At 65.9% G+C, this 19,926-nt stretch carries 23 protein-coding genes; 2 read left to right on the forward strand and 21 right to left on the reverse strand.

Translation table 11 applies throughout. From position 1 onward, the window contains the following. Positions 1 to 32: 32 nt before the first annotated feature. The 13 genes from ACNFIA_RS00135 to ACNFIA_RS00195 form a co-directional block, all read right to left on the reverse strand. Positions 33 to 374 carry a phage tail assembly protein gene (locus tag ACNFIA_RS00135; RefSeq protein WP_416782472.1) on the reverse strand — a complete coding sequence of 114 codons (342 nt, stop codon included), beginning with the start codon at positions 372 to 374 and terminating at the stop codon, positions 33 to 35. 11 nt (positions 375 to 385) lie between these two features. Continuing rightward, a complete protein-coding gene (locus tag ACNFIA_RS00140; protein ID WP_017517328.1) occupies positions 386 to 889 on the reverse strand; it encodes a phage major tail tube protein in 504 nt (167 codons plus the stop codon). 12 nt (positions 890 to 901) lie between these two features. After that, positions 902 to 2,062 (reverse strand): phage tail sheath subtilisin-like domain-containing protein, encoded by a 1,161-nt coding sequence (locus tag ACNFIA_RS00145; protein WP_416782473.1) that lies wholly within the window; start codon positions 2,060 to 2,062, stop codon positions 902 to 904. A 127-nt stretch (positions 2,063 to 2,189) separates the two neighbouring features. Then, a complete protein-coding gene (locus tag ACNFIA_RS00150) occupies positions 2,190 to 4,079 on the reverse strand; it encodes a phage tail protein (protein WP_416782474.1) in 1,890 nt (629 codons plus the stop codon). Next, positions 4,070 to 4,684 carry a phage tail protein I gene (locus ACNFIA_RS00155; RefSeq protein WP_416782475.1) on the reverse strand — a complete coding sequence of 205 codons (615 nt, stop codon included), beginning with the start codon at positions 4,682 to 4,684 and terminating at the stop codon, positions 4,070 to 4,072. Before ACNFIA_RS00155 ends, ACNFIA_RS00150 begins: the two co-directional genes overlap by 10 nt. Then, complete coding sequence (locus ACNFIA_RS00160; RefSeq protein ID WP_416782476.1) at positions 4,677 to 5,567, reverse strand: baseplate assembly protein; 891 nt, start codon at positions 5,565 to 5,567, stop codon at positions 4,677 to 4,679. Before ACNFIA_RS00160 ends, ACNFIA_RS00155 begins: the two co-directional genes overlap by 8 nt. Beyond that, positions 5,564 to 5,890: a GPW/gp25 family protein gene (locus ACNFIA_RS00165; RefSeq protein WP_259758992.1), complete on the reverse strand. Its 327-nt coding sequence runs from the start codon at positions 5,888 to 5,890 to the stop codon at positions 5,564 to 5,566. The genes ACNFIA_RS00160 and ACNFIA_RS00165 overlap by 4 nt, the downstream gene beginning before the upstream one ends. A gap of 110 nt (positions 5,891 to 6,000) precedes the next feature. Then, positions 6,001 to 6,564, reverse strand: a complete 564-nt coding sequence (locus ACNFIA_RS00170; RefSeq protein WP_416782477.1) for a phage baseplate assembly protein V — start codon at positions 6,562 to 6,564, stop codon at positions 6,001 to 6,003. Then, positions 6,561 to 7,091 (reverse strand): hypothetical protein, encoded by a 531-nt coding sequence (locus tag ACNFIA_RS00175; RefSeq protein ID WP_416782478.1) that lies wholly within the window; start codon positions 7,089 to 7,091, stop codon positions 6,561 to 6,563. The genes ACNFIA_RS00170 and ACNFIA_RS00175 overlap by 4 nt, the downstream gene beginning before the upstream one ends. Before the next feature lie 17 nt (positions 7,092 to 7,108). Then, positions 7,109 to 7,453, reverse strand: a complete 345-nt coding sequence (locus ACNFIA_RS00180) for a phage holin family protein (protein ID WP_169942383.1) — start codon at positions 7,451 to 7,453, stop codon at positions 7,109 to 7,111. Between the two features lie 317 nt (positions 7,454 to 7,770). Beyond that, on the reverse strand, positions 7,771 to 8,244 hold the full coding sequence (locus ACNFIA_RS00185) for a GNAT family N-acetyltransferase (protein ID WP_416782479.1): 474 nt from the start codon (positions 8,242 to 8,244) through the stop codon (positions 7,771 to 7,773). A gap of 82 nt (positions 8,245 to 8,326) precedes the next feature. After that, entirely contained in the window at positions 8,327 to 8,686 is a 360-nt protein-coding gene (locus tag ACNFIA_RS00190; protein WP_416782480.1) for a hypothetical protein, read from the reverse strand. Between the two features lie 17 nt (positions 8,687 to 8,703). Beyond that, positions 8,704 to 8,913 carry a TraR/DksA C4-type zinc finger protein gene (locus ACNFIA_RS00195; RefSeq protein WP_259758987.1) on the reverse strand — a complete coding sequence of 70 codons (210 nt, stop codon included), beginning with the start codon at positions 8,911 to 8,913 and terminating at the stop codon, positions 8,704 to 8,706. A gap of 396 nt (positions 8,914 to 9,309) precedes the next feature. Between ACNFIA_RS00195 and ACNFIA_RS00200 the strand changes: the two genes are divergently transcribed. Together ACNFIA_RS00200 and ACNFIA_RS00205 are read left to right on the forward strand one after the other, a co-directional pair. Further along, positions 9,310 to 10,080, forward strand: coding sequence for an XRE family transcriptional regulator (locus ACNFIA_RS00200; protein ID WP_259758986.1), 771 nt, complete (start codon positions 9,310 to 9,312; stop codon positions 10,078 to 10,080). A gap of 121 nt (positions 10,081 to 10,201) precedes the next feature. Then, entirely contained in the window at positions 10,202 to 10,528 is a 327-nt protein-coding gene (locus ACNFIA_RS00205) for a pyocin activator PrtN family protein (protein ID WP_416782482.1), read from the forward strand. A 296-nt stretch (positions 10,529 to 10,824) separates the two neighbouring features. On the opposite strand, the gene trpE is transcribed toward ACNFIA_RS00205, so the two are convergent. The 8 genes from trpE to ACNFIA_RS00245 form a co-directional block, all read right to left on the reverse strand. Then, positions 10,825 to 12,318, reverse strand: a complete 1,494-nt coding sequence (trpE, locus tag ACNFIA_RS00210; RefSeq protein ID WP_416782483.1) for an anthranilate synthase component I — start codon at positions 12,316 to 12,318, stop codon at positions 10,825 to 10,827. Between the two features lie 116 nt (positions 12,319 to 12,434). Continuing rightward, a complete protein-coding gene (locus ACNFIA_RS00215) occupies positions 12,435 to 13,253 on the reverse strand; it encodes a phosphoglycolate phosphatase (protein WP_416782484.1) in 819 nt (272 codons plus the stop codon). Then, positions 13,253 to 13,927 (reverse strand): ribulose-phosphate 3-epimerase, encoded by a 675-nt coding sequence (gene rpe, locus ACNFIA_RS00220; protein ID WP_416782485.1) that lies wholly within the window; start codon positions 13,925 to 13,927, stop codon positions 13,253 to 13,255. Before rpe ends, ACNFIA_RS00215 begins: the two co-directional genes overlap by 1 nt. Positions 13,928 to 14,117: 190 nt before the next feature. Beyond that, a complete protein-coding gene (locus ACNFIA_RS00225) occupies positions 14,118 to 14,945 on the reverse strand; it encodes an ABC transporter permease (RefSeq protein WP_054908041.1) in 828 nt (275 codons plus the stop codon). 13 nt (positions 14,946 to 14,958) lie between these two features. Next, positions 14,959 to 16,206: an ABC transporter permease gene (locus ACNFIA_RS00230; RefSeq protein ID WP_259758981.1), complete on the reverse strand. Its 1,248-nt coding sequence runs from the start codon at positions 16,204 to 16,206 to the stop codon at positions 14,959 to 14,961. A 121-nt stretch (positions 16,207 to 16,327) separates the two neighbouring features. Further along, on the reverse strand, positions 16,328 to 17,377 hold the full coding sequence (locus tag ACNFIA_RS00235; RefSeq protein WP_259758980.1) for an ABC transporter substrate-binding protein: 1,050 nt from the start codon (positions 17,375 to 17,377) through the stop codon (positions 16,328 to 16,330). Between the two features lie 69 nt (positions 17,378 to 17,446). Further along, on the reverse strand, positions 17,447 to 18,556 hold the full coding sequence (locus tag ACNFIA_RS00240) for an ABC transporter ATP-binding protein (RefSeq protein WP_259758979.1): 1,110 nt from the start codon (positions 18,554 to 18,556) through the stop codon (positions 17,447 to 17,449). Between the two features lie 180 nt (positions 18,557 to 18,736). Continuing rightward, positions 18,737 to 19,774, reverse strand: a complete 1,038-nt coding sequence (locus ACNFIA_RS00245; RefSeq protein ID WP_416782486.1) for an ABC transporter substrate-binding protein — start codon at positions 19,772 to 19,774, stop codon at positions 18,737 to 18,739. Positions 19,775 to 19,926: the final 152 nt, after the last annotated feature.

A 19,926-nucleotide genomic window follows, 5' to 3' on the forward strand; every position in this document is an offset into this window, starting at 1 on the left:
TGCGCTCCAGTTCGCCGGCCGTGAAACCCGACTCAGTCGCCAGCCGCCGCGCCAGCTGGCGCATCAGCGCGAAGCTCATCCGCGTCCTCTCGCACCAGGCGAAAGTAGGCGTGCTGCAGGCGCTGGTAGTCGCTGAGCTTCAAGCCCTCCAGATCCTGACGGCTGACCTGCACCAACGAGGCGAACAGTTGCAGCTCGCGCTCCTCGTCATCGCTGGCGACCTTGCTGGCCAGGCGGATATCACGCACCGTCGGCGCGCGCAGGGTGAGGGCGTCGACCTCGACGCCGTTGCAGGAGGTCGGGCGGGACAGCTTCACCACGGCCGCGTCCTCGGACAGGCTCAGCCACACGGGCTGTTTGACGGAGTCTTGCATCAGGGTTCTCCTCAGGCGCCCAGGTCAGCGCGCAGCGCGGCGAGCTGATCGACGCCGTTGATCTTGCGCACGGAATTGACCGGGTCGATCTCGAACATCTCGCGGCCTTCGATTTCCAGCTTGTAGTAGGTGACCGCCACGCTGTAGGTGCAGGCGGCCAGCTCATTGGCCTTCCACTCGCCCGGATCGACTTCCTTGAGCAGGCCACGCACGGTGGCGACCACCGGCACGGTGCCGCCCTTCTGGGTCTTGAAGGAGCCGCGGAAGGTGCCGTTGAAGGAACCCTGGTCACTCAGGCCGAAGAACTTCATGGCCTCGCGGCGCGCGCCGTTGGTGGTGAACTTGGCTTCCATGGCCTCCAGGCCCATGTCGAGCAGGATCGGCGCGTCCATGCCGCCGGCGCGGTACTCCTGGGTCTTCACCTTGAGGGCAGGCAGGGTCAGGGAGGGCACGTCACCGGCAAAGCTGACGCCGTCGACGAACAGGTTGGTGTTGGTGAGGATCTGCGGAATCATCTGGGGTTCTCCTTAAGCTGCGTCCAGGACTTCGGTGAGCCACTGATCGGTCACCTCGACGCGGAAGTTGGGGTTCTCGGCCGGCGGTACGTCGGTGAAGCGGATGTTCCAGTACACCTTGCCCTGGGCCAGTTGGCTGGCGGTGTTGAGGTCCGGGTCGGCGTAGACCTCGAAGTCGATCACCGCGCCCTGGTTCTTCAGGTCGCGCATGAAGGCCTGCAGGCCCTCGGTGACGTCCTTCACGTAGGTCTTGGTGATGCCGCGGTCGACCGCCCACTTGTGCCCGGCGAGGATCGCGTCCATCACCATGTCCATGGTCCGCACGCGGGTCACGAAGGCCCACTTGGCGTCGCTGGAGAGGGTACGGTTGCCCCACAGGCGATAGCCGTCGTCGCGGATGATGGTGGTGATGTTGGCGTTGTTGAGCAGGTTGGCGCGGCAGGTCTCGTCGCCGTCGAGGAACTCGATGGGGCGGCCGGTACCGGTGATGCCGAGCAGTTCCTTGTTCGACGGCGAGGACCAGAAGCCGTACTGGCTGTCGGTCCAGGCGAACAGCGCGGCAGCGTTGGCCGAGGCCGGCGCGTTGACGGTGGCGCTGCTGGCGGTGTCCCAGTACTGCACGCCCGGATCGACCAGGTAGATGCGCTTGCTGCCGAACTCGCCGGCGTAGGCGATGGCCGCCTCGTCGGTGGTGTTCGGGCCGTCGACGATGGCGATGGCGCGCAGCTTCTCGGCCAGTGCGCCCATGGCGGTGGCGACTGCCTGAGTGGCGGAATGCTTCGGTGCGATCAGCAGGCGCGGCTGGGCGTTGAAGCGCGACTTGCCATCGAGCAGCGCCTGCAGGCCGGTCCGCTGGCCGGCTTCGGTGACGGTGCCGATGATCGCGGAGGTCAGCTGCGCCGCATCCTCGACCTTGGCCACGCCCACCGCCACGACCACCGCGGCGGACTGGGTGAAGATGGCGGTGCAGGACTTGTAGATCGCCGACGCGGTGCCGAAGGCAACAGCCGCTTCGCGCAGGCTGGTGAGCAGCACCGGCACATCGGCCTGCGCGGTCAGCTTGGCCTCGGGGGTAAAGGTATCCACCAGGCCGATGATCGAGGACGACGGCAGCGCAATGGTACGCGCACCGACGTCGACATTGGTCACGGTGACGCCGTGAAAGAAGCTCATAGGTTTTCTCCAGACATAAAAAAACCGCCGGGAGGCGGTTGGGTGTTGGCCCGCGCCGAAAGCGACGGGACTAGGTTGCGAATATCGCTTCAAAGGTTTGCTGTGCAGGAAGCGCCCGTATAAAAACTCAGTAACCGATTGCCATCCAATCGAAGCCCATCGTGCCAGGCGTGCCGGTCTTATCGACGCAATAAAACAGTCCGCTGGTATTGGTTCTAGTGTTGATCCCTACATATACGGGAAGCCCGGTACTGACCCAGCGCCCGACTGCAAGCACCGCTCCCACCCCCCCAGGGAAAGGGATTGGCCAGGCGATATTCGCAGTTCCGTCCGCACCCGAAATGCTCCCCCCCCACTGGATGATCAGCCCGCTTGGTAGTTTCTGGTAACCCGGGGCAGCCTTCAAAGCGCCGTACATGGAAGCTCCAAAACCGTCTCCCAGGACATACCAGTTGGTCCCCGGACCGTTAGAGACCACGGTCAACGATTGCCCTGGCAGGACCGGGTAAGCATTGAGTGCGTTGCCCGATCCATACATGAGCGTTTCAGCGCCGCTGGCCTTAAGGGTGAACGCCACATTAGTCCTGATGGTGTAGGTCGTCAGGCTTGCCTGTGTTGTGGAAAGGGCTGGCAACGTAACGGTGATCCCCGTAGCTTGGACCTCAATCCACCGGCCGGATTGGGCCGCCGTAAGTGTCGTGCTGGTGGCTAGACCTATTCCTGCTCCGGGGCCGAAGTGCAGGCCAGCGTTTTGGACAAAGGAAGTTGTAGCAATGCTTGAATCATTATCGAACTGCGCCGGAGTTGGCGCAGTCGGATTGCCGGTAAATGCCGGAGAGGCTGACACAGCCAGCGGAGCAATTGCCGCCTGAATGAACGCAGTGGTCGCCAATTGCTGCGAGTTGGTCCCGGCGGCGGCAGTCGGCGCAGTAGGAACACCACTGAATGCTGGCGAAGCTATCGCCGCCAGAGGTGCAACGCTGGCCTGTACGAACGCAGTCGTTGCCAACTGCTGGGTATTGCTACCGACAGCGGCTGTCGGGGCAGTCGGCGTTCCGGTGAATGCAGGCGAAGCCACAGGCGCAAGAGGAGCAATCGCTGCTTGCGTGAACGCCGTGGTCGCCAGTTGCTGGGTGTTGTTGCCCACTGCCGCCGTTGGTGCCGTCGGAACGCCACTGAAGGCCGGCGACGCCAGCTTCGCCAACCCATTGGTAATGTTCTGGAACGTTAGCGCTGTAGTACCCAGGACAATCGCCCCGTCCGTCACCAACTGCCACACGCTGTCCGCCTGCGCGGTGCCGCTTTCCACCGTCACGGTGAGGCCCGGCGTCACCTCGCTGTTCTCGTCGGCATCGGTCGCACGTTTCCAGGCGCCGGTAGCGACGACATACAGCCCGTTGTCCACGGCATTGGTCTGGTTCTTCACCAGCACCCGGTCGCCCGGGGCCAGCGCCACACCATCCACCGTCTGCAGGCCGCTCAGGCTGACGCTCGCCGTGGTCGCTGCTCGCACAGACTGCTTGTAGTCCAGACGATTCATCGCACTGACTATGGCGCTGTCGACATACTCCCGCGTCGCCAGCACCACGCTCGGGTCGATCTTCAGCTCCACCGACGCCGCATTGCTGACGATCAGCACGATGCGCACGGTCTGGGTGCGGCCGCTGCCTTCGGCCAGTTGCGGTTTGTAGGAAGGCGCGCAGTTGGCGTAGGCGATCAGGGCGCCGGCTTCGTCGTACAGGCCCATCTCGCGGATCCACCAGCCGCCCACGTCCTCGGGGATGACCTGTTCGGCGATGATCTGCGAGCTGTTCGCCGGGTCGACGCTCAGGCGGTTCAGCGGCGCGCGGCGGACTTCGTTGACTAGCTGGGTGCGGCTGGCGTCGGGGGTCGGCACGTTGCCGCCGCCATCGCCCACCGCGAGCTGGGTGATTTTCAGGGTGGTGCCCAGCGCGGTGGCGTTCGCCAGCTTGCCGGCACCGATCGTGGTGAGAAGTGCGTAGTAGGTTACTGCCATGGGTAGACACTCAAGCTATCGATGGTGTGTTCCCGGCCCGGCAAGCCGTGGCTGCCGATCGCTTCGATCACGTCCGGGAGGTAGGGGTAGACGGTGACGATGTCGCCGTCGTATTGCCCGGAGCCGACGGTGATCCGCCCCTGGGATTCCAGGCTGATATCCAGCCCGATGAGGTGCCGCGTGAGCGGTTTGGCATCGTCGATCAGACGCTCCACCTCCTGGTACATCTCCTCGGTGATACCGCTGTCGAGCACGCCGATGCGCAGGCGGAAGGTGCCCGGCTCGCCCATGGGCGCGCCCTGCCACCACTCGATGATCTCGATCAGGTAACCCAGCGGCTCGATCACCCGCCGCAGCGCGGCGATGGTGCCCTTGTGCTGGTGGATGCGGAACGCCGCGGCCACTGCCTTGCGCTTGACCGTCTCGCTCCAGGCCGGGTCCCAGCGGTCCACCGACCAGGCCCAGGCCAGGTAGGGCAGCAGCGCGACCGGGCAGCGTTGCGGGTCCATCAGCTCGCGCAGGGGGACCGGCAGATCGGCGACCTGCACGTCGGCCAGGGCGCGCTCCAGCGGCGTCGAGTTGATCGGCAGCAGGCGGCTACTCATCCGAACCTCCGACGCGGATCTGGTAGCCGCTGCAGTACGCCGCCTGGGTGGCATCGAGCACCACGTCGGCCGCAGGCTTGGCCAGTTCCACACGCTGCACACCTTCCACATGCAGCGCGGCGAACAGCGCGCTGCGGCGGATGTCGCGGCCGATGCGGCGCTGGGTGGCGATATAGGTCTGCAGCGACGCCTCGGCGGCCTGCTGGATCAGCTCGGCTTCCGGACCCGGGTAGATGTAGAGCACAGCGTCCACCTGGTAGGGCACGATGGCAGCGGACTGCACCGTGAGGCGGTCCCCCACCGGGCGCACGTCCTCGTCGTTCAGCGCGCGGCGCACCGCATCCAGCAGGTCGGCGGAGGCAGCGCCGTTGCCCTCGGACGACAGCACGCTGACCAGCGCCTCGCACGGCTGCGGGCTGATCGCCGAGACATCGGCGATGCGTCCGTCGGCGCCGAGGGCGAAGGCCACGTAGGCATTACGCGGGCCGGCCACAGAGAGCTGGTCGAAGGCCAACTGGGTGCGGTTGCGCAACGAGTCGTCGCCCTCCAGCACCGCCGGGGTCGGCGGCGACGTGGTGGCGTCGGCCTCCTGGATCACCAGGCGCTTGACGTTGTAGCCGGCGGCCAATTGGTCCAGGTCACCCTGGGTCGCGTAGCCGAGCATCACGGCGCGGGCGGCGTCGTTGATCCGGGCGCGCAGCAGCAGCTCGCGGTAGGCCGCCAGCTCCAGCAACTTGAGCACCGGGTCGGACTCCACCGCGGCGGTCCAGCCCTCGCCCATGGCGCTGCGAAAATCGGCCAGCAGCTCTTCATAGAGCGTTTCGTAGTCGAGGCTCTCGACCACTTCGGGCGCTGGCAATTGGGACAGATCGATCAAGCTCATGCCGCCACCTCCAGGCCGATCTCATCGCCCAGGTAGACGCCGCGCAGGCGCAGCGACACGCTGCCCGCGACCACCGCCACCACCTGTACCGAACTCAGCCGCAGGCGGGGCTCCCAACGGCCGATGGCGCGGGCCACTTCCGCCTGCACCGCGCCCTTCCAGCCCTCGGTCACCGGCAGATCGACCATGCGCCGCAGGCGGCTGCCGTACTCGGGGCGCATGCGCCGGCTGCCCAGCGGCGTGGTGAGGATGTCCTCGATGGATTGCTTCAGGTGCGCCAGCCCACTGAGCGGCTGGCCGGTGCGTCGATCCATGCCGATCATGGTCGCGCCCTCCGTCGCTCGGGGTGCGCACGGGAAAATGTGCCCATGGCAGGTCTCCAGAAATGCAGAGGCCCGCACGCGGCGGGCCAGGATGGGAAATCGAAGTGTTTTCAGTGGGTGTGGTGGTTGCTATTGCCGGCGGTGTCCATGATCGAGCCGGTACTGCTGATGTTGCCGTTCACCGTCAGCGCTCCCTTGATGCTCACCGGGCCGTTCAGCTGGATACTGGCGGCTGTGACAGTCACCGCACCGGGGTCGATCACCACCTGCGTGCCGCCCACTTTCACCGTGGCGGTGCCGGCGGGCAGTTGCAGGTCATAGCGATGCGCCTGCCAGTCGTAGCTGAGCACCGCGCCATCGGGGAAATGCCAGCTCTCGACCTCGCCGCGATTGTTCGGGGGCGCCGACGCGGCACCGAACAGCCCCGGCACGAAGGTGCCCATGGCGGCCATGCCGGACGGGCTCAGCAACACGCCCTGCTCGCCCAGGCTCGGTGCGCGCCAGTGGCGGGCGGCACCGGCGGCTTGTGCGTGCCAGCGCACCCAGGCACTGGTCCACTGGCCCGAGCGCACCCGCACCCGTGCCGCCGCCAGGTCCACGGCCACCACTTCGCAGGGCATGAGCAGGGCGGCGAGCATGCGGTCGTGTTCGGCGCTCACATAATCCGGGTTCATTGCAGGGCTCCGGGATCGAAGTAATCGTCCTCATGACCGGGCCCGGTCTGCGGATCGAAGCCGATCACCAGACTACCCGGCGGCTGGTCGTCCCACGGCCATTCGGCGTCGCCCAGCAGCACCGGCTGCTGCCACTCCACCTGCCACACGCGGCAGGCCGCGAGCGCCGGATTGTCGAGTTCCGGCTGCGCCTGGATGAAGCTCACCGGCGCAAGGTCCAGCCCCCAGTTCTGCGCGCGCAGCAGTACCGCCAGCGCCGCGACAGTGCGCAGCGCCAGTTCCTCGGCTTCGGCGTCATCGCGCATCACCAGCACGCGCGCCTGCAGGCGGCAGAGCAGCGCCGTCTGGCCGTTGCCAGGGTCCTGCCCCGGCAGCAGGCCGGCGTATTCCAGCGCCAGCGCGGGAAGCGTCGCCGGCACCTCGTGGAGCGGGCCGCGCAGGAAGGTACCGACCTCGGTCAGTCGAGCACTCAGCGTTTGCTCCACCGCATTGAGCAGCCGCGCCAGGGTCAAAGGTTGTTCGGACATATCGTCTCCTTGCAGCTTCACTCTTGCCCGCGCTCGCTCGGCGGCAGTTCGCAGACACCCAGGCGTTTCGCCGCCCAGCGTTCATACAGGCCGACGGCGATCTCCGCGCCGGCCGCCGCGGTCAGGCTGCCGATGGCGGCGGCCAGGGTCAGCGAGGCGCCGCAGGACATGGCCAGGAACATCACCGCCATGCCGCAGACGATGGAGGCGCCCGAGCGCAGCGCCAGGCGCCGCAGCAGCCGCCAGCCGCCCAGGCCCGCCTTGTCGGCGCGCCACATTTCACCGCTGATGCCGCCCGCGACAGCGAGCAGGATCAGCCCCCACAAAGGCACGTCGGCCAGGGTCTGAGGTTCGTTGCCCATTGGCTCACCTTGAATAAAGACGCCCGCGAACGGGCGATACCGGCGGCTATCAGCCAGCCGGGGATGACTGCCGGCGCACTCGCCGGCCACCCGCCGCGACGGCGGGTCGAAAAAACGCGGGCATGAAAAAGCCCGGCTCAGTGGCCGGGCTTTTCGGGGGTTTCGCGTTGTGCTCCCTGGGGACGCACCTTTACAAGAATGACTACTTTGTACCCCTCGATTCCCGCCGGAACAAGGCTTCTTGGGGAATGCGCTGCAATACACCGATGACGCGCCGCAATGTGCTGTCGAAATGCCGAAATCTGGCGTCCGAAATTTCAGAAGCTCTTGCGCATCAGCACAGTGGTAAAGCCGCTGTGCCACTCCTCGTCGGGATAGAAATCGATCTCGGCATAGCCGTGCTTGCCATAGAACGCTCGCGCCTGCTGGTTGAAGGTATCGGTTTCCAGGCGCACGCCTGCATGCCCGGCATCGGCGATGGCGGTTTCGGCGTGGCGCAGCAATGCGGCGCCAATGCCCAGGCGTTGATGGCGCGGGGACACGTGCAGGGCATCGATGAAATCGTCGCGCCAGTCGAGCAGGCCGACCACGTCGCCAGCGATGCAGGCAACCTGGAAGAACGGCAGCCGCTCGCGCACGTAGGCGGCGGTATGCGCGGAGGACTCGAAGCGCGCGATGGCGTCGGCGGTCAGCTCGGGCTTCCAGGTGGTTTCGTAGGTGTCACCGAGGATGCGCAGGATGGCATCGGTGTCCGCGGTTTCGGCGCGGCGGATCAGGATAGGTGTCGTCATGGGACGCGAGCATAGCGCAACACCCTCCATGAACAGCACGAAGCCCGGCGCAAGGCCGGGCTTCGGAAAAAGAAAGGAAAGGTCAGGCGGCGCGGCGCATCAACCGCGACTGGATGCTCTGGTGCGCCACATGCAGGCGCAGATAGAAGGTGTTGCGGCTGCAGCGGCAGTGCCGGTACTTCTGCGAGGCCTCGCTGTCGCGGTTGAGGTAGTGCTCGGTGACCACATCCTTCTGCTCGTCGGGCAGTTGGTTGATGATCAGGTCCAGCTCGGCGACGCGGTCGAGGATCACCTTGCTGCCCCGCGTGCCACGGATCATCTCGCCCTTGTTGGCGATCATCATGGCCAGCAGGTTGCCGCCGGCATAGCCGCCGCCGGCGCTGCCCGGGTTGTGCATCTCTTCGGCCCAGAGCTTGAGCATTTCATCGATGGGTTTGATCACGGTGCTCCCCCTGCGGCTCAGTGCCGCCGCTCCAGTTCATCCAGGGCCTGGCAGTCGATGCAGCGGGTGCAGCCCGGCGCGGCCAGGCGGCGCGCCAGTGGAATGTCGTCGCCGCAGTCCTCGCAGTATTCGGCGGAGCTGACGGCCGCCGAGGCACGGCGGCTGTGCAGCATCTCCTCGATGCGCTCCAGCATCAGGTCATTGGCGTAGTCGGCGATATCAGCCATGGCGCACCTCCGCGAGAGCGGGGAATGCGGGCTGCGGGGTGCAGTTCGAGTGGTGGTTCATGAATGTCCTCCTGGCGACGTGCCCGCCGTGGTCGCCGAACCTTCGGCCGCCGGGTGGTCAGTCGCGATCTATTCGTCGCGGATGCCGACACGTCGACGGCATCCCTTGCCGGTACACGGGCGGTGCCTCCCTGGCCCGCCCGCGTCCTCCAGCCTGCAGCGCGCAGGCAACCCACGACCTCCTTGCCGCGGTGAGGGGGAGCCATCTGCCTCCCTTCAGCCGACCCGGTTTTCGTCTCACCGGTGGGCTGCTGGCTTTTATGATTACAACCATGGCTATATTTAGTCAACACCAAAGCTATTTACACGCTACAACCCAGGAGGTAGAGTGCCGCCATGGACAAGACGCCCTCATCGACGCTGGCCGATCGCCTGAAACAGGCGATGGCCTCGCGTAATCTCAAGCAGGAAACCCTGGCCGAAGCCGCCGGGGTTTCGCAGAACACCATCCACAAGCTGACCTCGGGGAAGGCGCAGAGCACGCGCAAGCTGATCGAGATCGCCAGTGCGCTGGGGGTCTCGCCGACCTGGCTGGCCACCGGCGACGGCTCACCGGCTCAGGGCAGCGACGCACCCGCGCCGCGCCCGGCCGATGGCAGCCCGCTGCGCCTGGAACCGCTGCACCCGTGGGATAGCGACACACCGCTGGACGAGGACGAAGTGGAACTACGCCTGTACAAGGAAGTGGAGCTGGCGGCCGGCGCCGGACGCACCGCAGTGCGCGAGATAGAGGGGCGCAAGCTGCGCTTTTCCTACGCCACCCTGCGCGCCGCGGGGGTGGACCCGGCGGCGGCGATCTGCGCCCAGCTCACCGGCAACAGCATGGAGCCGCTGATCATGGATGGCTCCACCATCGGCATCGACACCGCCACCACGCACATCACCGACGGCGAGATCTATGCCCTGGAACACGAGGGCATGCTGCGGGTGAAATTCGTCTACCGCCTGCCGGGCGGCGGCATCCGCCTGCGCAGCTTCAACCGCGACGAATACCCGGACGAGGAGTACCCGCCGGAGCAGTTCGACAATGGGCAGATCCGCATGATCGGCTGGGTGTTCTGGTGGTCCACGGTGCGTCATCGCCGGGCGCCGACCCTGGTGCGCTGACCCCGTTTCGGACAGGTACGACCCCGCTTCGGCGGGGTTTTCTTTGCGCAGCGATTGAAGCAAAATACAACCTTTGCTATATTTACACCTGTCGCCACCACCATCGGAACAGGAGAGTCCCATGCAGTCGACCGTAGATGTCCGCCCCGCCCCGCGCCCGGAGACGGTGAGCCTGGTCTATCAGATTTTCGGGGATGTCCTGGTGCCGCTGGAGCAGGTGCGCGAGCGCTGGTTCCGCAACCTGAACCGGGAGAACTTCAGCAAGGCGCTGTCCTGCGGGCGCATTGCCCTGCCGGTGACCACGCTGGACGACAGCCACAAGGCGATGCAGTACGTCGCGGTGGATCACCTGGCGGCCTATGTGGAGGAACGTTCGCAGCAGGCGGACGCCGCGCTGGCCCGGCGCAAGGCGAACCTGCAGGTGGTGGAGACGCGGCAGGCCGGTTGAGTCCCGGTGCGCGACACGTCATGTGCTGTAGGAGCGAGCTTGCTCGCGAACCCGCCCAGCGATGGAGTAGCCGGCAGACTCAGTTCGCGAGCAAGCTCGCTCCTACCCAGAGCTGTATCCCCTGATATTCCTGCACTGGGCGTTCCCCTCACCCCAACCCTCTCCCAGAGGGAGAGGGGGCAGCTCGGAGCAAGCGGAACGTCCCGCGCCAGCCGGTGGATTCCAGCCGGCATCCGGCGGTTCGAGCCCCAATAAAAAGCCCCGCCGAAGCGGGGCTTTTCTATCGGGTCACAGACTCAATCGCGGCCATGCACCTTGGCCGTGTGTTCGGCCAGCGCGACGGCGCGGAACATTGCGCGGCGTTTGTTGATGGTTTCTTCCCACTCCGCCGCCGGCACCGAGTCGGCGACGATGCCGCCGCCGGCCTGCACGTGCAGCTCGCCGTTCTTGATCACGGCGGTGCGGATGGCGATGGCGGTGTCCATGTTGCCGTTCCAGGCGAGGTAGCCCACGGCGCCGCCGTAGACGCCGCGCTTGACCGGCTCCAGCTCGTCGATGATCTCCATCGCGCGGATCTTCGGCGCGCCGGACAAGGTGCCGGCCGGCAGGATCGCGCGCAGGGCGTCCATCGCGCTCATGCCGTCCTTCAGCTGGCCGTTCACGTTGGAGACGATGTGCATGACGTTGGAGTAGCGCTCGATCACCATCTGCTCGGTGACCTTCACGCTGCCGGTCTGCGAGACGCGGCCGACGTCGTTGCGGCCGAGGTCAATGAGCATCAGGTGCTCGGCGATCTCCTTGGCATCGGACAGCAGGTCCTCTTCCAGCGCGCGGTCGGCTTCCTCGGTGGCGCCGCGTGGGCGGGTGCCGGCGATCGGGCGCACGGTGACTTCGCCGTCCTCGACGCGCACCAGCACTTCCGGCGAACTGCCGACGACGTGGAAGTCGCCGAAGTTGAAGAAGTACATGTAGGGCGTCGGGTTGAAGCAGCGCAGCGCGCGGTACAGGTCGATGGGCGCGGCGGCGAAGTCGATGGACATGCGCTGCGACGGCACCACCTGCATGCAGTCGCCGGCCAGGATGTACTCCTTGATGGTGCCGACGGCGCGCTCGTAGTCCTCGCGGGTAAAGCTGGCGCGGAACTGCGGTTCCGGGGCATTGACTGCGCTGAAGTCCAGGCCGCGGCGCGGGGTGATCGGCTGGCGCAGGCGCTCCAGCAGCTCTTCCAGCTGGGCCAGGCCCTGGTCGTAGGCGTCGGCCTGCGCCGGGTCGGCGAGGACGATGGCGTGCATCTTGCCGGCGAGGTTGTCGAACACGACCACCGCGTCGGAGACCATCAGCAGGATGTCGGGATTGTTCAGCGGGTCGGGGTTCGGGCACTGCGCCAGGCGCTGCTCGACGTAGCGCACGCAGTCATAGCCGAAGTAGCCGACCAGGCCGCCGTTGAAGCGCGGCAGACCGGCGATGGTCGGCACGCGGTAGCGCTCCTTGAACGCCTCGACGAAGGCCAGCGGGTCGGCGCATTCGAAGCTCTCGGTCTCGACGCCGTCGACCTTGATGCTCGCCTGGTGGCCGTACACGCGCAGCACGGTGCGGCTGGGCAGGCCGATGATCGAGTAGCGCCCCCACTTCTCGCCGCCCTGCACGGATTCGAGCAGGTAGGTGTTGGGGCCGTCGGCGAGCTTCAGGTAGATCGACAGCGGGGTGTCGAAGTCGGCCAGGGTTTCGCAGGTCAGCGGGATGCGGTTGTAGCCCTGGGCGGCCAGGCGCTGGAATTCTTCGCGGGTCATGATCAGCCTCGTAAGAGGAGCCTGTTTCGCGCAGTGCGGGTCTGCCGGCAGTTAACAGGCTCTGAGGGGGAAACGGTCTTGGGTGCACACACGCCGGGCGTACCGGCCAGGGGATGTCAGGCGCGCCAGCGCCAGCGGGCCAGGGCCTTGATGACTTTCATCCAGAGTGTGTGGGGGGCCGTTTCCACGGTGCTGTCTCGCTGAGCGGGAGTTGAGGCGGAGTCGGGCAACACTATCGCTTTGCCCGAGTCGAAGCAAGGCAGCAGATGGCGCAGGTCGTCGAGCACCAGCGTCGGGGTTTCCTCGGCGATGGGGCGACCGTGGTTGTAGCCGTAGCTCAGCCCCACGCAGCGCACGCCGGCGGCCTTGGCCGCAAGGATGTCGTTGCGCGAATCGCCGACGAACAGGGACTGCTCCGCCGACACACCGGCCATCTTCATCACGAACAGCAGCGCCGCCGGGTCGGGCTTCTGCTGCGGCAGGGTGTCGCCGCCGATGATCCAGCGGAAGAACTTGCCCAGCTTCATCTCGTCCAGCAACGGGCCGACGAAGCGCTCGGGCTTGTTGGTGATCAGCGCCAGCTCCACGCCGCGCTTCTTCAGCCACTTCAGGGTCTCGATGACGCCGGGGTAGACCACGGTCAGTGCGTGGCTGTCGGCGTAGAAGTCCATGAACAGTTCGAGGGCGCGCTCGGTGTCTTCCTCGCTGACGTCATCGTGCTCGATGTCGCCAGCCAGGGCGCGGCGCACCAGCACCCGCGCGCCGTTGCCGACCCAGTGCCGCACGGCCTCCAGCCCGGCCGGCTGGCGCCCGAGCGCCAGCAGCATCTTGTCCACCGCCGCGGCGAGGTCGGGCACCGAGTCCACCAGGGTGCCGTCCAGGTCGAACATCACCAGACGCGGCAGCCCGGCGAACGGCAGCTGTGCAGCACTCATCACGTGCGCGCCTGCGCCAGCTCAGCGTGCATGGCGCGGATGACCTCGGAGTAGTCCGGTGCATTGAAGATGGCGGAGCCGGCGACGAAGGTGTCGGCGCCCGCTTCGGCGATTTCGCGGATGTTCTTCACGTTCACCCCGCCGTCGATCTCCAGGCGGATGTCGCGGCCGGAGGCGTCGATCAGCGCGCGGGCCTCGCGCAGCTTGTCGAGGGTGCCGGGGATGAACTTCTGCCCGCCGAAGCCGGGGTTCACGCTCATCAGCAGGACCATGTCGATCTTGTCCATCACGTACTTGAGCGCGTCCAGCGAGGTGGCCGGGTTGAACACCAGGCCGGCCTTGCAGCCGCCGTCCTTGATCAGTTGCAGCGAGCGGTCGATGTGCTGCGAGGCTTCCGGGTGGAAGGTGATGTAGGTGGCGCCGGCTTCGATGAAGTCGCCGATGATGCGGTCCACCGGGGAGACCATCAGGTGCACGTCGATGGGCGCGGTGACGCCGTACTTGCGCAGCGCCGTGCAAACCATCGGGCCGATGGTCAGGTTGGGCACGTAGTGGTTGTCCATCACATCGAAGTGGACGATGTCGGCACCGGCAGCGAGCACCTTGTCCACATCCTCGCCCAGGCGGGCGAAGTCGGCGGAAAGGATCGACGGAGCGATGGCGTAGGGTTGCATGGCGCACCTCTGTGGGCGGAAATCACGGATGGCGCGCATTGTAGCCGCTCGAGCGGCTCGAAGGGGATCGGGCCGATAGTCGAAGCGAAACGTGGAGGATTGGGGCGGGAAAACGGGCAAAAAAAATCGCGGATCGATCCCGCCCCCGTGGGTGAGCACGGGGACGGAGCCGTCCGCGAAACACTGTGAATCAGGACGTCGGTGCGGTGCGCAGTTTCTCGCTGCGGCCGCGCAGCCACTCGAGGGTCAGCAGGAGCAGGACGGAGAAGCCGATCAGCAGGGTCGCCGCGGCGGCGATGGTCGGGCTGAGGTTCTCGCGGATGCCGCTGAACATCTGGCGCGGCAGGGTGGCCTGCTCGGGGCCGGCGAGGAACAGGGTCACCACCACTTCATCGAAGGAGGTGGCGAAGGCGAACAGCGCGCCGGAAATCACCCCGGGGGCGATCAGCGGCAGGGTGACCTTGAAGAAGGTCAGCACCGGCGGCGCGCCGAGGCTGGCGGCGGCGCGCACCAGGTTGTAGTTGAAGCCCTGCAGGGTCGCCGACACGGTGATGATGACGAATGGCACACCCAGCACCGCGTGGACGATGATCAGCGAGATGTAGCTGTTGCCCAGGCCCAGCGGGGCGAAGAACAGGTAGCTGGCCACGCCGATGATCACCACCGGTACGACCATCGGCGAGATCACCAGGCTCATGATCAGCGCCTTGCCGCGGAAATCGCCGCGGGTCAGGCCGATGGACGCCAGGGTGCCGAAGACCATGGCCAGCACGGTGGCCGCCGGGGCGACGATGATGCTGTTGGTCAGTGCGCGCATCCACTCGGCGGAGTTGAAGAAGTCGGCGTACCAGCGCAGGGAGAAGCCCTGCAGCGGGTAGACCAGGAAGGTGCCGGAGTTGAACGACAGCGGCACGATGACCAGCACCGGCAGCACCAGGAACAGCAGGATCAGGCCGCAGAGGATGCGCAGGGTGTAGAACCACACGCGCTCGACCGGGGACATATAGGGGCTCAGCATCTTGTTCTCCTTATCAGCCCAGGCGCAGGCGGCTCGCGCCCACCAGCCAGCCGTAGATCACGTAGAGCACCAGGGTGGCGAACAGCAGCAGGCCGCCCAGGGCCGTGGCCATGCCCCAGTTGATGGTGGTGTTGGTGTAGAAGGCGACGAAGTAGCTGACCATCTGGTCGTTCGGGCTGCCCAGCAGCGCCGGGGTGATGTAGTAGCCAATCGACAGGATGAACACCAGCAGGCAACCGGCGCCGACGCCGGCGACGGTCTGCGGGAAGTAGACCTTCCAGAAGCTGGCGAACGGGTGGCAGCCCAGCGAGATCGCGGCGCGCATGTAGCTGGGGGAAATGCCCTTCATCACGCTGTAGATCGGCAGGATCATGAACGGCAGCATGATGTGGACCATGGAGATGTAGACGCCGGTGCGGTTGAACACCAGTTGCAGCGGCTGGTCGATCAGGCCCATCTTCAGCAGCGCACCATTGATCAGGCCGCCCGACTGCAGCAGCACGATCCACGCGGCGACGCGCACCAGGATCGAGGTCCAGAACGGCAGCAGCACCAGGATCATCAGCAGGTTGGACTTGCGCGCCGGCAGGTTGGCCAGCAGGTAGGCCAGCGGGTAGGCCAGCAGCAGGCAGATGACGGTGATCACCGCGCCCATCCAGAAGGTGCGGGCGAAGATGTCCAGGTAGATCGCCTGGTCGGGGGTGGCGCGGGCGATCTCGCCCAGGTCGTCGATGCGGTGATCCAGCGCCGCCAGCAGGTAATACGGGGTGACGGAGCTGGCGTTGCGGCGGATCGCCTGCCAGTAGGCCGGGTCGCCCCAGCGCTCGTCCAGGCCTTCCATCGCGTCCTTGTACGAGGCCGGTTGCTCCTTGAACGGCAGCGCACGTGCGGTCTTGGAGAGCAGGCTGCGGTAGCCGGCCAGCTCCATGTTCAGGCGCTTGGAGAGATCACCGATGGTCTGGTTCTTGCGCGCGGCGACCAGGTCGTCGCTCAGCGCCTTGTACACCGCGTCCGAGGGCAGCGACTTGCCGTCCCAGTCGGAAATGGCATTGACGGTCAGCGGCAGCGCGCCGACGACCTCGGGGTTGTTCACGCTCTTGTAGAGCAATGCCGCGATGGGCACGAGGAAGGTCAGCAAGAGGAAGACCAGCAGGGGCAGCACCAGCGCCTGGGACTTCAGACGGTTCATCCGCTCCGCGCGCGCCAGGCGCTGCTTGAGGGTTGGGCCGGCGACCTCGTTCATCGACACAGCGGTGGCCATAGCGAACTCCGGTAAAACAGGCCGCCCGAAAGCGGCCAAGGTGTGGTGTCAGAAGGAGCCGCCGCGAGAGGGACGGCTCCGGTCCGCCACGGTCCGGGCGACCGTGGCGGTGGGGGCTTGCTTACTTGGCGGCCCAGGCGTTGAAGCGCTGTTCCAGCTGCTCGCCGTAGTCAGCCCAGAAGGTCACGTCCATGCCCACCTGGCCCTGCATGTTTTCCGGGGTGGTCGGCATGTCCTTCAGCAGGTCCTTGCCCAGCAGCGGTACGGCGTTCTTGTTGACCGGGCCGTAGGCGATGTTCTCGGAGTAGGTCTTCTGCTGTTCGGGCTGAACCGAATAGGCGATGAACTTCAGGCTTTCGTCGACCTTCTTGGCGCCCTTGGGGATGGCCCAGGCGTCGAAGTCGTAGATGCCGCCGTTCCAGACGATCTTCAGGTTGCTCTCCTTCTGCACGGCGGCGATGCGGCCGTTGTAGGCGGAGCTCATGACCACGTCGCCGGAGGCGAGGTACTGCGGCGGCTGGGCGCCGGCTTCCCACCACTGGATGTTCGGCTTGATCTGGTCGAGTTTCTTGAAGGCGCGGTCCTGGCCTTCCTTGGTGGCCAGCACCTTGTAGACGTCCTTGGGCGCGACGCCGTCGGCCATCAGGGCGAATTCCAGGGTGTACTTGGCGCCCTTGCGCAGGCCGCGCTTGCCCGGGAATTTCTGGGTGTCCCAGAAATCGGCCCAGCTGGTCGGTGCGCTCTTGAGCTTGTCGGCGTTGTAGGCCAGGACGGTGGACCAGACGAAGAAGCCCACGCCGCAATTGGTCACCGCGCCCGGTACGTAGTCGTCGGCCTTGCCGAGGATGGCCGGGTCGATGGTTTCGAACAGGCCTTCGTCACAGCCGCGGGCCAGTTCCGGCGACTCGACCTCCACCAGGTCCCAGGAGACGCTGTTGGTGTCGACCATGGCCTTCACCTTGGCCATTTCGCCGTTGTACTCGCCGGCGACGATCTTGTTGCCGGTGGACTTCTGGTAGGGCTCGTAGAACGCCTTCACCTGGGCGTTCTTGTTGGCGCCGCCGAAGGACACCACGGTCAGGTCGGTGGCGGCCATGGACTGCGCCGCGCAGGCCAGGCCGACGCTCAGCGCCGCGAGCTTCAGGCCCGCTGCTTTCAGGGACTTCGACATTATTGTTCTCTCCACAGTGTGCAGGTTTGTTTTTCTTGGAGGCGTCCGGGAGTGGCCGGGCCGCTTTCGTTACGCCGCGGGCAGCGGGTCGAGCGCGCGGACGTGCTCGACTTCCCAGCCCAGCGGAACCACGTCGCCGACGCTGAGCGCGGGATCGAGCTCGGCAATCGGCTGTTTGACGAAGAAATCGGTACGGCCACAGACCTCAAGGCGAATGCGCACGTGGTCGCCCAGGTAGATGAACTCGGCGACACGGCCGGAGAAGCGGTTCACGCAGTTTTCGCTGTGGCCGTTCAGGCGCACGCGCTCGGGGCGGATCGACAGGCTGACGGTGTCGCCGACGTTGCCGACGTTGATCGCCAGCGCCTCGACCTTCTCGCCGCGCGCCAGGCCCACGGTGCAACGGTCGCCGTCGCGGGCCTGGAGCTGGCCGGCGATACGGTTGTTCTCGCCGATGAAGTTGGCGACGAAGGAATTGCGCGGGTGCTCGTAGAGCTCGGCGGGCGGGGCGATCTGCTGGATCTCGCCCTGGTGGAACACGGCCACGCGGTCGGACATGGTCAGGGCTTCGCCCTGGTCGTGGGTCACGTAGACCACGGTCACGCCCAGGCGCTGGTGGATGTGCTTGATCTCCATCTGCATGTGCTCGCGCAGTTGCTTGTCGAGCGCACCCAGGGGTTCGTCCATCAGCACCAGTTGCGGTTCGAACACCAGCGCACGGGCCAGGGCCACGCGCTGCTGCTGGCCGCCGGAGAGCTGGGCGGGATAGCGACCGGCGAAGGTATCGAGCTGGACCATCGACAGCGCGCGCTTCACCCGCTCGCTGACATCGGTCTTGCTCATGCCGCGCACCGTGAGCGGGAAGGCCAGGTTCTCGGCCACCGTCATATGCGGGAACAGGGCATAGTTCTGGAACACCATGCCGATGTCGCGCTTGTGCGGGGGAACGTGGTTGATGGCGCGGCCGGCGAGCTGGATTTCACCGGCGGTAGGAGTTTCGAAACCGGCCAGCATCATCAGGCTGGTGGTCTTGCCGGAACCCGAAGGCCCCAGCAGTGTCAGGAATTCGCCTTTGCGAATGTCCAGATTGAGGTCCTTCACGATGAGCGATTCGCCGTCGTAGCTCTTCTGCACGCCACGGAAACTCACCAGCACATCGTTTGCCTGATTCTCGGCCATCACCGCACCTTTGTTTTTTTGTAAATGCCGTTGATTTCAAGACTAGAGAAGCCGAAGCGGCGCGCAAATCGGGCGGTATGAGAGATTGCTATAAGGCTTAGAGAGGATGCGTTGTAGGGCGATCCCTACACGATTTGCCGAAGCAGACTGCCGACCACCGAGTGGTCGGCAGCCGGTGGATCAGCGCTTGGCCCAGGCCTGGAAGCGCTGCTCCAGCGCATCGCCATGCTCGGCCCAGAACGCCACGTTCATGCCCACGGCGTTGGCGATGTTCTGCGGCGCGGTGGGCAGGTTGGCGGCCACGTCCGGCGCCAGCAGTTCCACGGCCTTGCGGTTGGTCGGACCGTAGGCGATGTTCTCGGCGAAGGCCTTCTGCTGCTGCGGCTGGCCGGCGAAGTTGACGAACTGCTCGGCCAGTTCCTTCTTGAACACGCCCGAGGGCAGCGCCCAGAAGTCGAAGTCGTAGATGCCGCCCGCCCAGACCATGCGGAAGCCCTTCTGCTCGGCTTGCGCGGCGGCGATCCGGCCGTTGTAGGCGGAGCTCATCACCACGGTGCCGTCGGCGAGATCACGCACCGGGTCCTGCCCGGACTTCCACCAGTTGATGTTCGGCTTCAGCTCGTCGAGCTTGCGGAAGGCGCGGTCGACGCCGTCATTGGTGGCGAGCACCTTGTAGACGTCCTTGGGCGCGACCCCATCGGCCATCAGGGCGAACTCCAGGCTGTACTTGGCGCCCCAGCGCAGGCCGCGCTTGCCGGGGAATTTCTTCGTGTCCCAGAAATCCGCCCAGCTGCTGGGCGTGCCCTGCAGCTTGCTCTGGTTGTAGGCCAGCAGGGTCGTCCAGACGAAAATGCCGACGCCGCACGGCTGCACCGCACCGGGCACGAAATCGGCGGTGTTGCCCAGGGTCTTCGGATCGAGCTTCATGAACAGCCCTTCCTCGCATCCGCGCGCGAGCTCCGGGGCTTCGACTTCCACCACGTCCCATGACACATGGCTGATCTCCACCATGCGCTTGAGCTTGGCCAGGTCGCCGTTGTAGGAACCGTGGACGACGGCGTTGCCGGTCACTTCCTTGAACGGCTTGTAGAAGGCCGCTTCCTGGGCCTGCTTGTTGGCGCCACCGAAGGAAATCACCGTGACGTAATCCGCCAGCGCCGGCATCGCCGCGCTCCCCAGCAGGCCGAACAGCAGCCCTCCCCTTACCGCTCGCAACATCTTCTTCTCCTTGTTATCACGACGTACCGCATGAAGCGGGCAATCATTCCCTGCCTCACGCCCGCTAGATAGACGGTTCGTTACAGAAATCGGACACGTCGCACAGAGTGAGGGGAAAATTCAGCGAGCCTTCTGCCGCAGATCAAGGAGGC

This window comes from Pseudomonas sp. NY15437, from assembly GCF_048068435.1.
Lineage (GTDB): Bacteria > Pseudomonadota > Gammaproteobacteria > Pseudomonadales > Pseudomonadaceae > Pseudomonas > Pseudomonas nitroreducens_B.

Coding starts and splice junctions, on each gene's coding strand:
- ACNFIA_RS00135 (WP_416782472.1), bottom strand. CDS start 374: ATGCAAGACTCCGTCAAACAGCCCGTGTGGCTGAGCCTGTCCGAGGAC.
- ACNFIA_RS00140 (WP_017517328.1), bottom strand. CDS start 889: ATGATTCCGCAGATCCTCACCAACACCAACCTGTTCGTCGACGGCGTC.
- ACNFIA_RS00145 (WP_416782473.1), bottom strand. CDS start 2,062: ATGAGCTTCTTTCACGGCGTCACCGTGACCAATGTCGACGTCGGTGCG.
- ACNFIA_RS00150 (WP_416782474.1), bottom strand. CDS start 4,079: ATGGCAGTAACCTACTACGCACTTCTCACCACGATCGGTGCCGGCAAG.
- ACNFIA_RS00155 (WP_416782475.1), bottom strand. CDS start 4,684: ATGAGTAGCCGCCTGCTGCCGATCAACTCGACGCCGCTGGAGCGCGCC.
- ACNFIA_RS00160 (WP_416782476.1), bottom strand. CDS start 5,567: ATGAGCTTGATCGATCTGTCCCAATTGCCAGCGCCCGAAGTGGTCGAG.
- ACNFIA_RS00165 (WP_259758992.1), bottom strand. CDS start 5,890: ATGATCGGCATGGATCGACGCACCGGCCAGCCGCTCAGTGGGCTGGCG.
- ACNFIA_RS00170 (WP_416782477.1), bottom strand. CDS start 6,564: ATGAACCCGGATTATGTGAGCGCCGAACACGACCGCATGCTCGCCGCC.
- ACNFIA_RS00175 (WP_416782478.1), bottom strand. CDS start 7,091: ATGTCCGAACAACCTTTGACCCTGGCGCGGCTGCTCAATGCGGTGGAG.
- ACNFIA_RS00180 (WP_169942383.1), bottom strand. CDS start 7,453: ATGGGCAACGAACCTCAGACCCTGGCCGACGTGCCTTTGTGGGGGCTG.
- ACNFIA_RS00185 (WP_416782479.1), bottom strand. CDS start 8,244: ATGACGACACCTATCCTGATCCGCCGCGCCGAAACCGCGGACACCGAT.
- ACNFIA_RS00195 (WP_259758987.1), bottom strand. CDS start 8,913: ATGGCTGATATCGCCGACTACGCCAATGACCTGATGCTGGAGCGCATC.
- ACNFIA_RS00200 (WP_259758986.1), top strand. CDS start 9,310: ATGGACAAGACGCCCTCATCGACGCTGGCCGATCGCCTGAAACAGGCG.
- ACNFIA_RS00205 (WP_416782482.1), top strand. CDS start 10,202: ATGCAGTCGACCGTAGATGTCCGCCCCGCCCCGCGCCCGGAGACGGTG.
- trpE (WP_416782483.1), bottom strand. CDS start 12,318: ATGACCCGCGAAGAATTCCAGCGCCTGGCCGCCCAGGGCTACAACCGC.
- ACNFIA_RS00215 (WP_416782484.1), bottom strand. CDS start 13,253: ATGAGTGCTGCACAGCTGCCGTTCGCCGGGCTGCCGCGTCTGGTGATG.
- rpe (WP_416782485.1), bottom strand. CDS start 13,927: ATGCAACCCTACGCCATCGCTCCGTCGATCCTTTCCGCCGACTTCGCC.
- ACNFIA_RS00225 (WP_054908041.1), bottom strand. CDS start 14,945: ATGCTGAGCCCCTATATGTCCCCGGTCGAGCGCGTGTGGTTCTACACC.
- ACNFIA_RS00230 (WP_259758981.1), bottom strand. CDS start 16,206: ATGGCCACCGCTGTGTCGATGAACGAGGTCGCCGGCCCAACCCTCAAG.
- ACNFIA_RS00235 (WP_259758980.1), bottom strand. CDS start 17,377: ATGTCGAAGTCCCTGAAAGCAGCGGGCCTGAAGCTCGCGGCGCTGAGC.
- ACNFIA_RS00240 (WP_259758979.1), bottom strand. CDS start 18,556: ATGGCCGAGAATCAGGCAAACGATGTGCTGGTGAGTTTCCGTGGCGTG.
- ACNFIA_RS00245 (WP_416782486.1), bottom strand. CDS start 19,774: ATGTTGCGAGCGGTAAGGGGAGGGCTGCTGTTCGGCCTGCTGGGGAGC.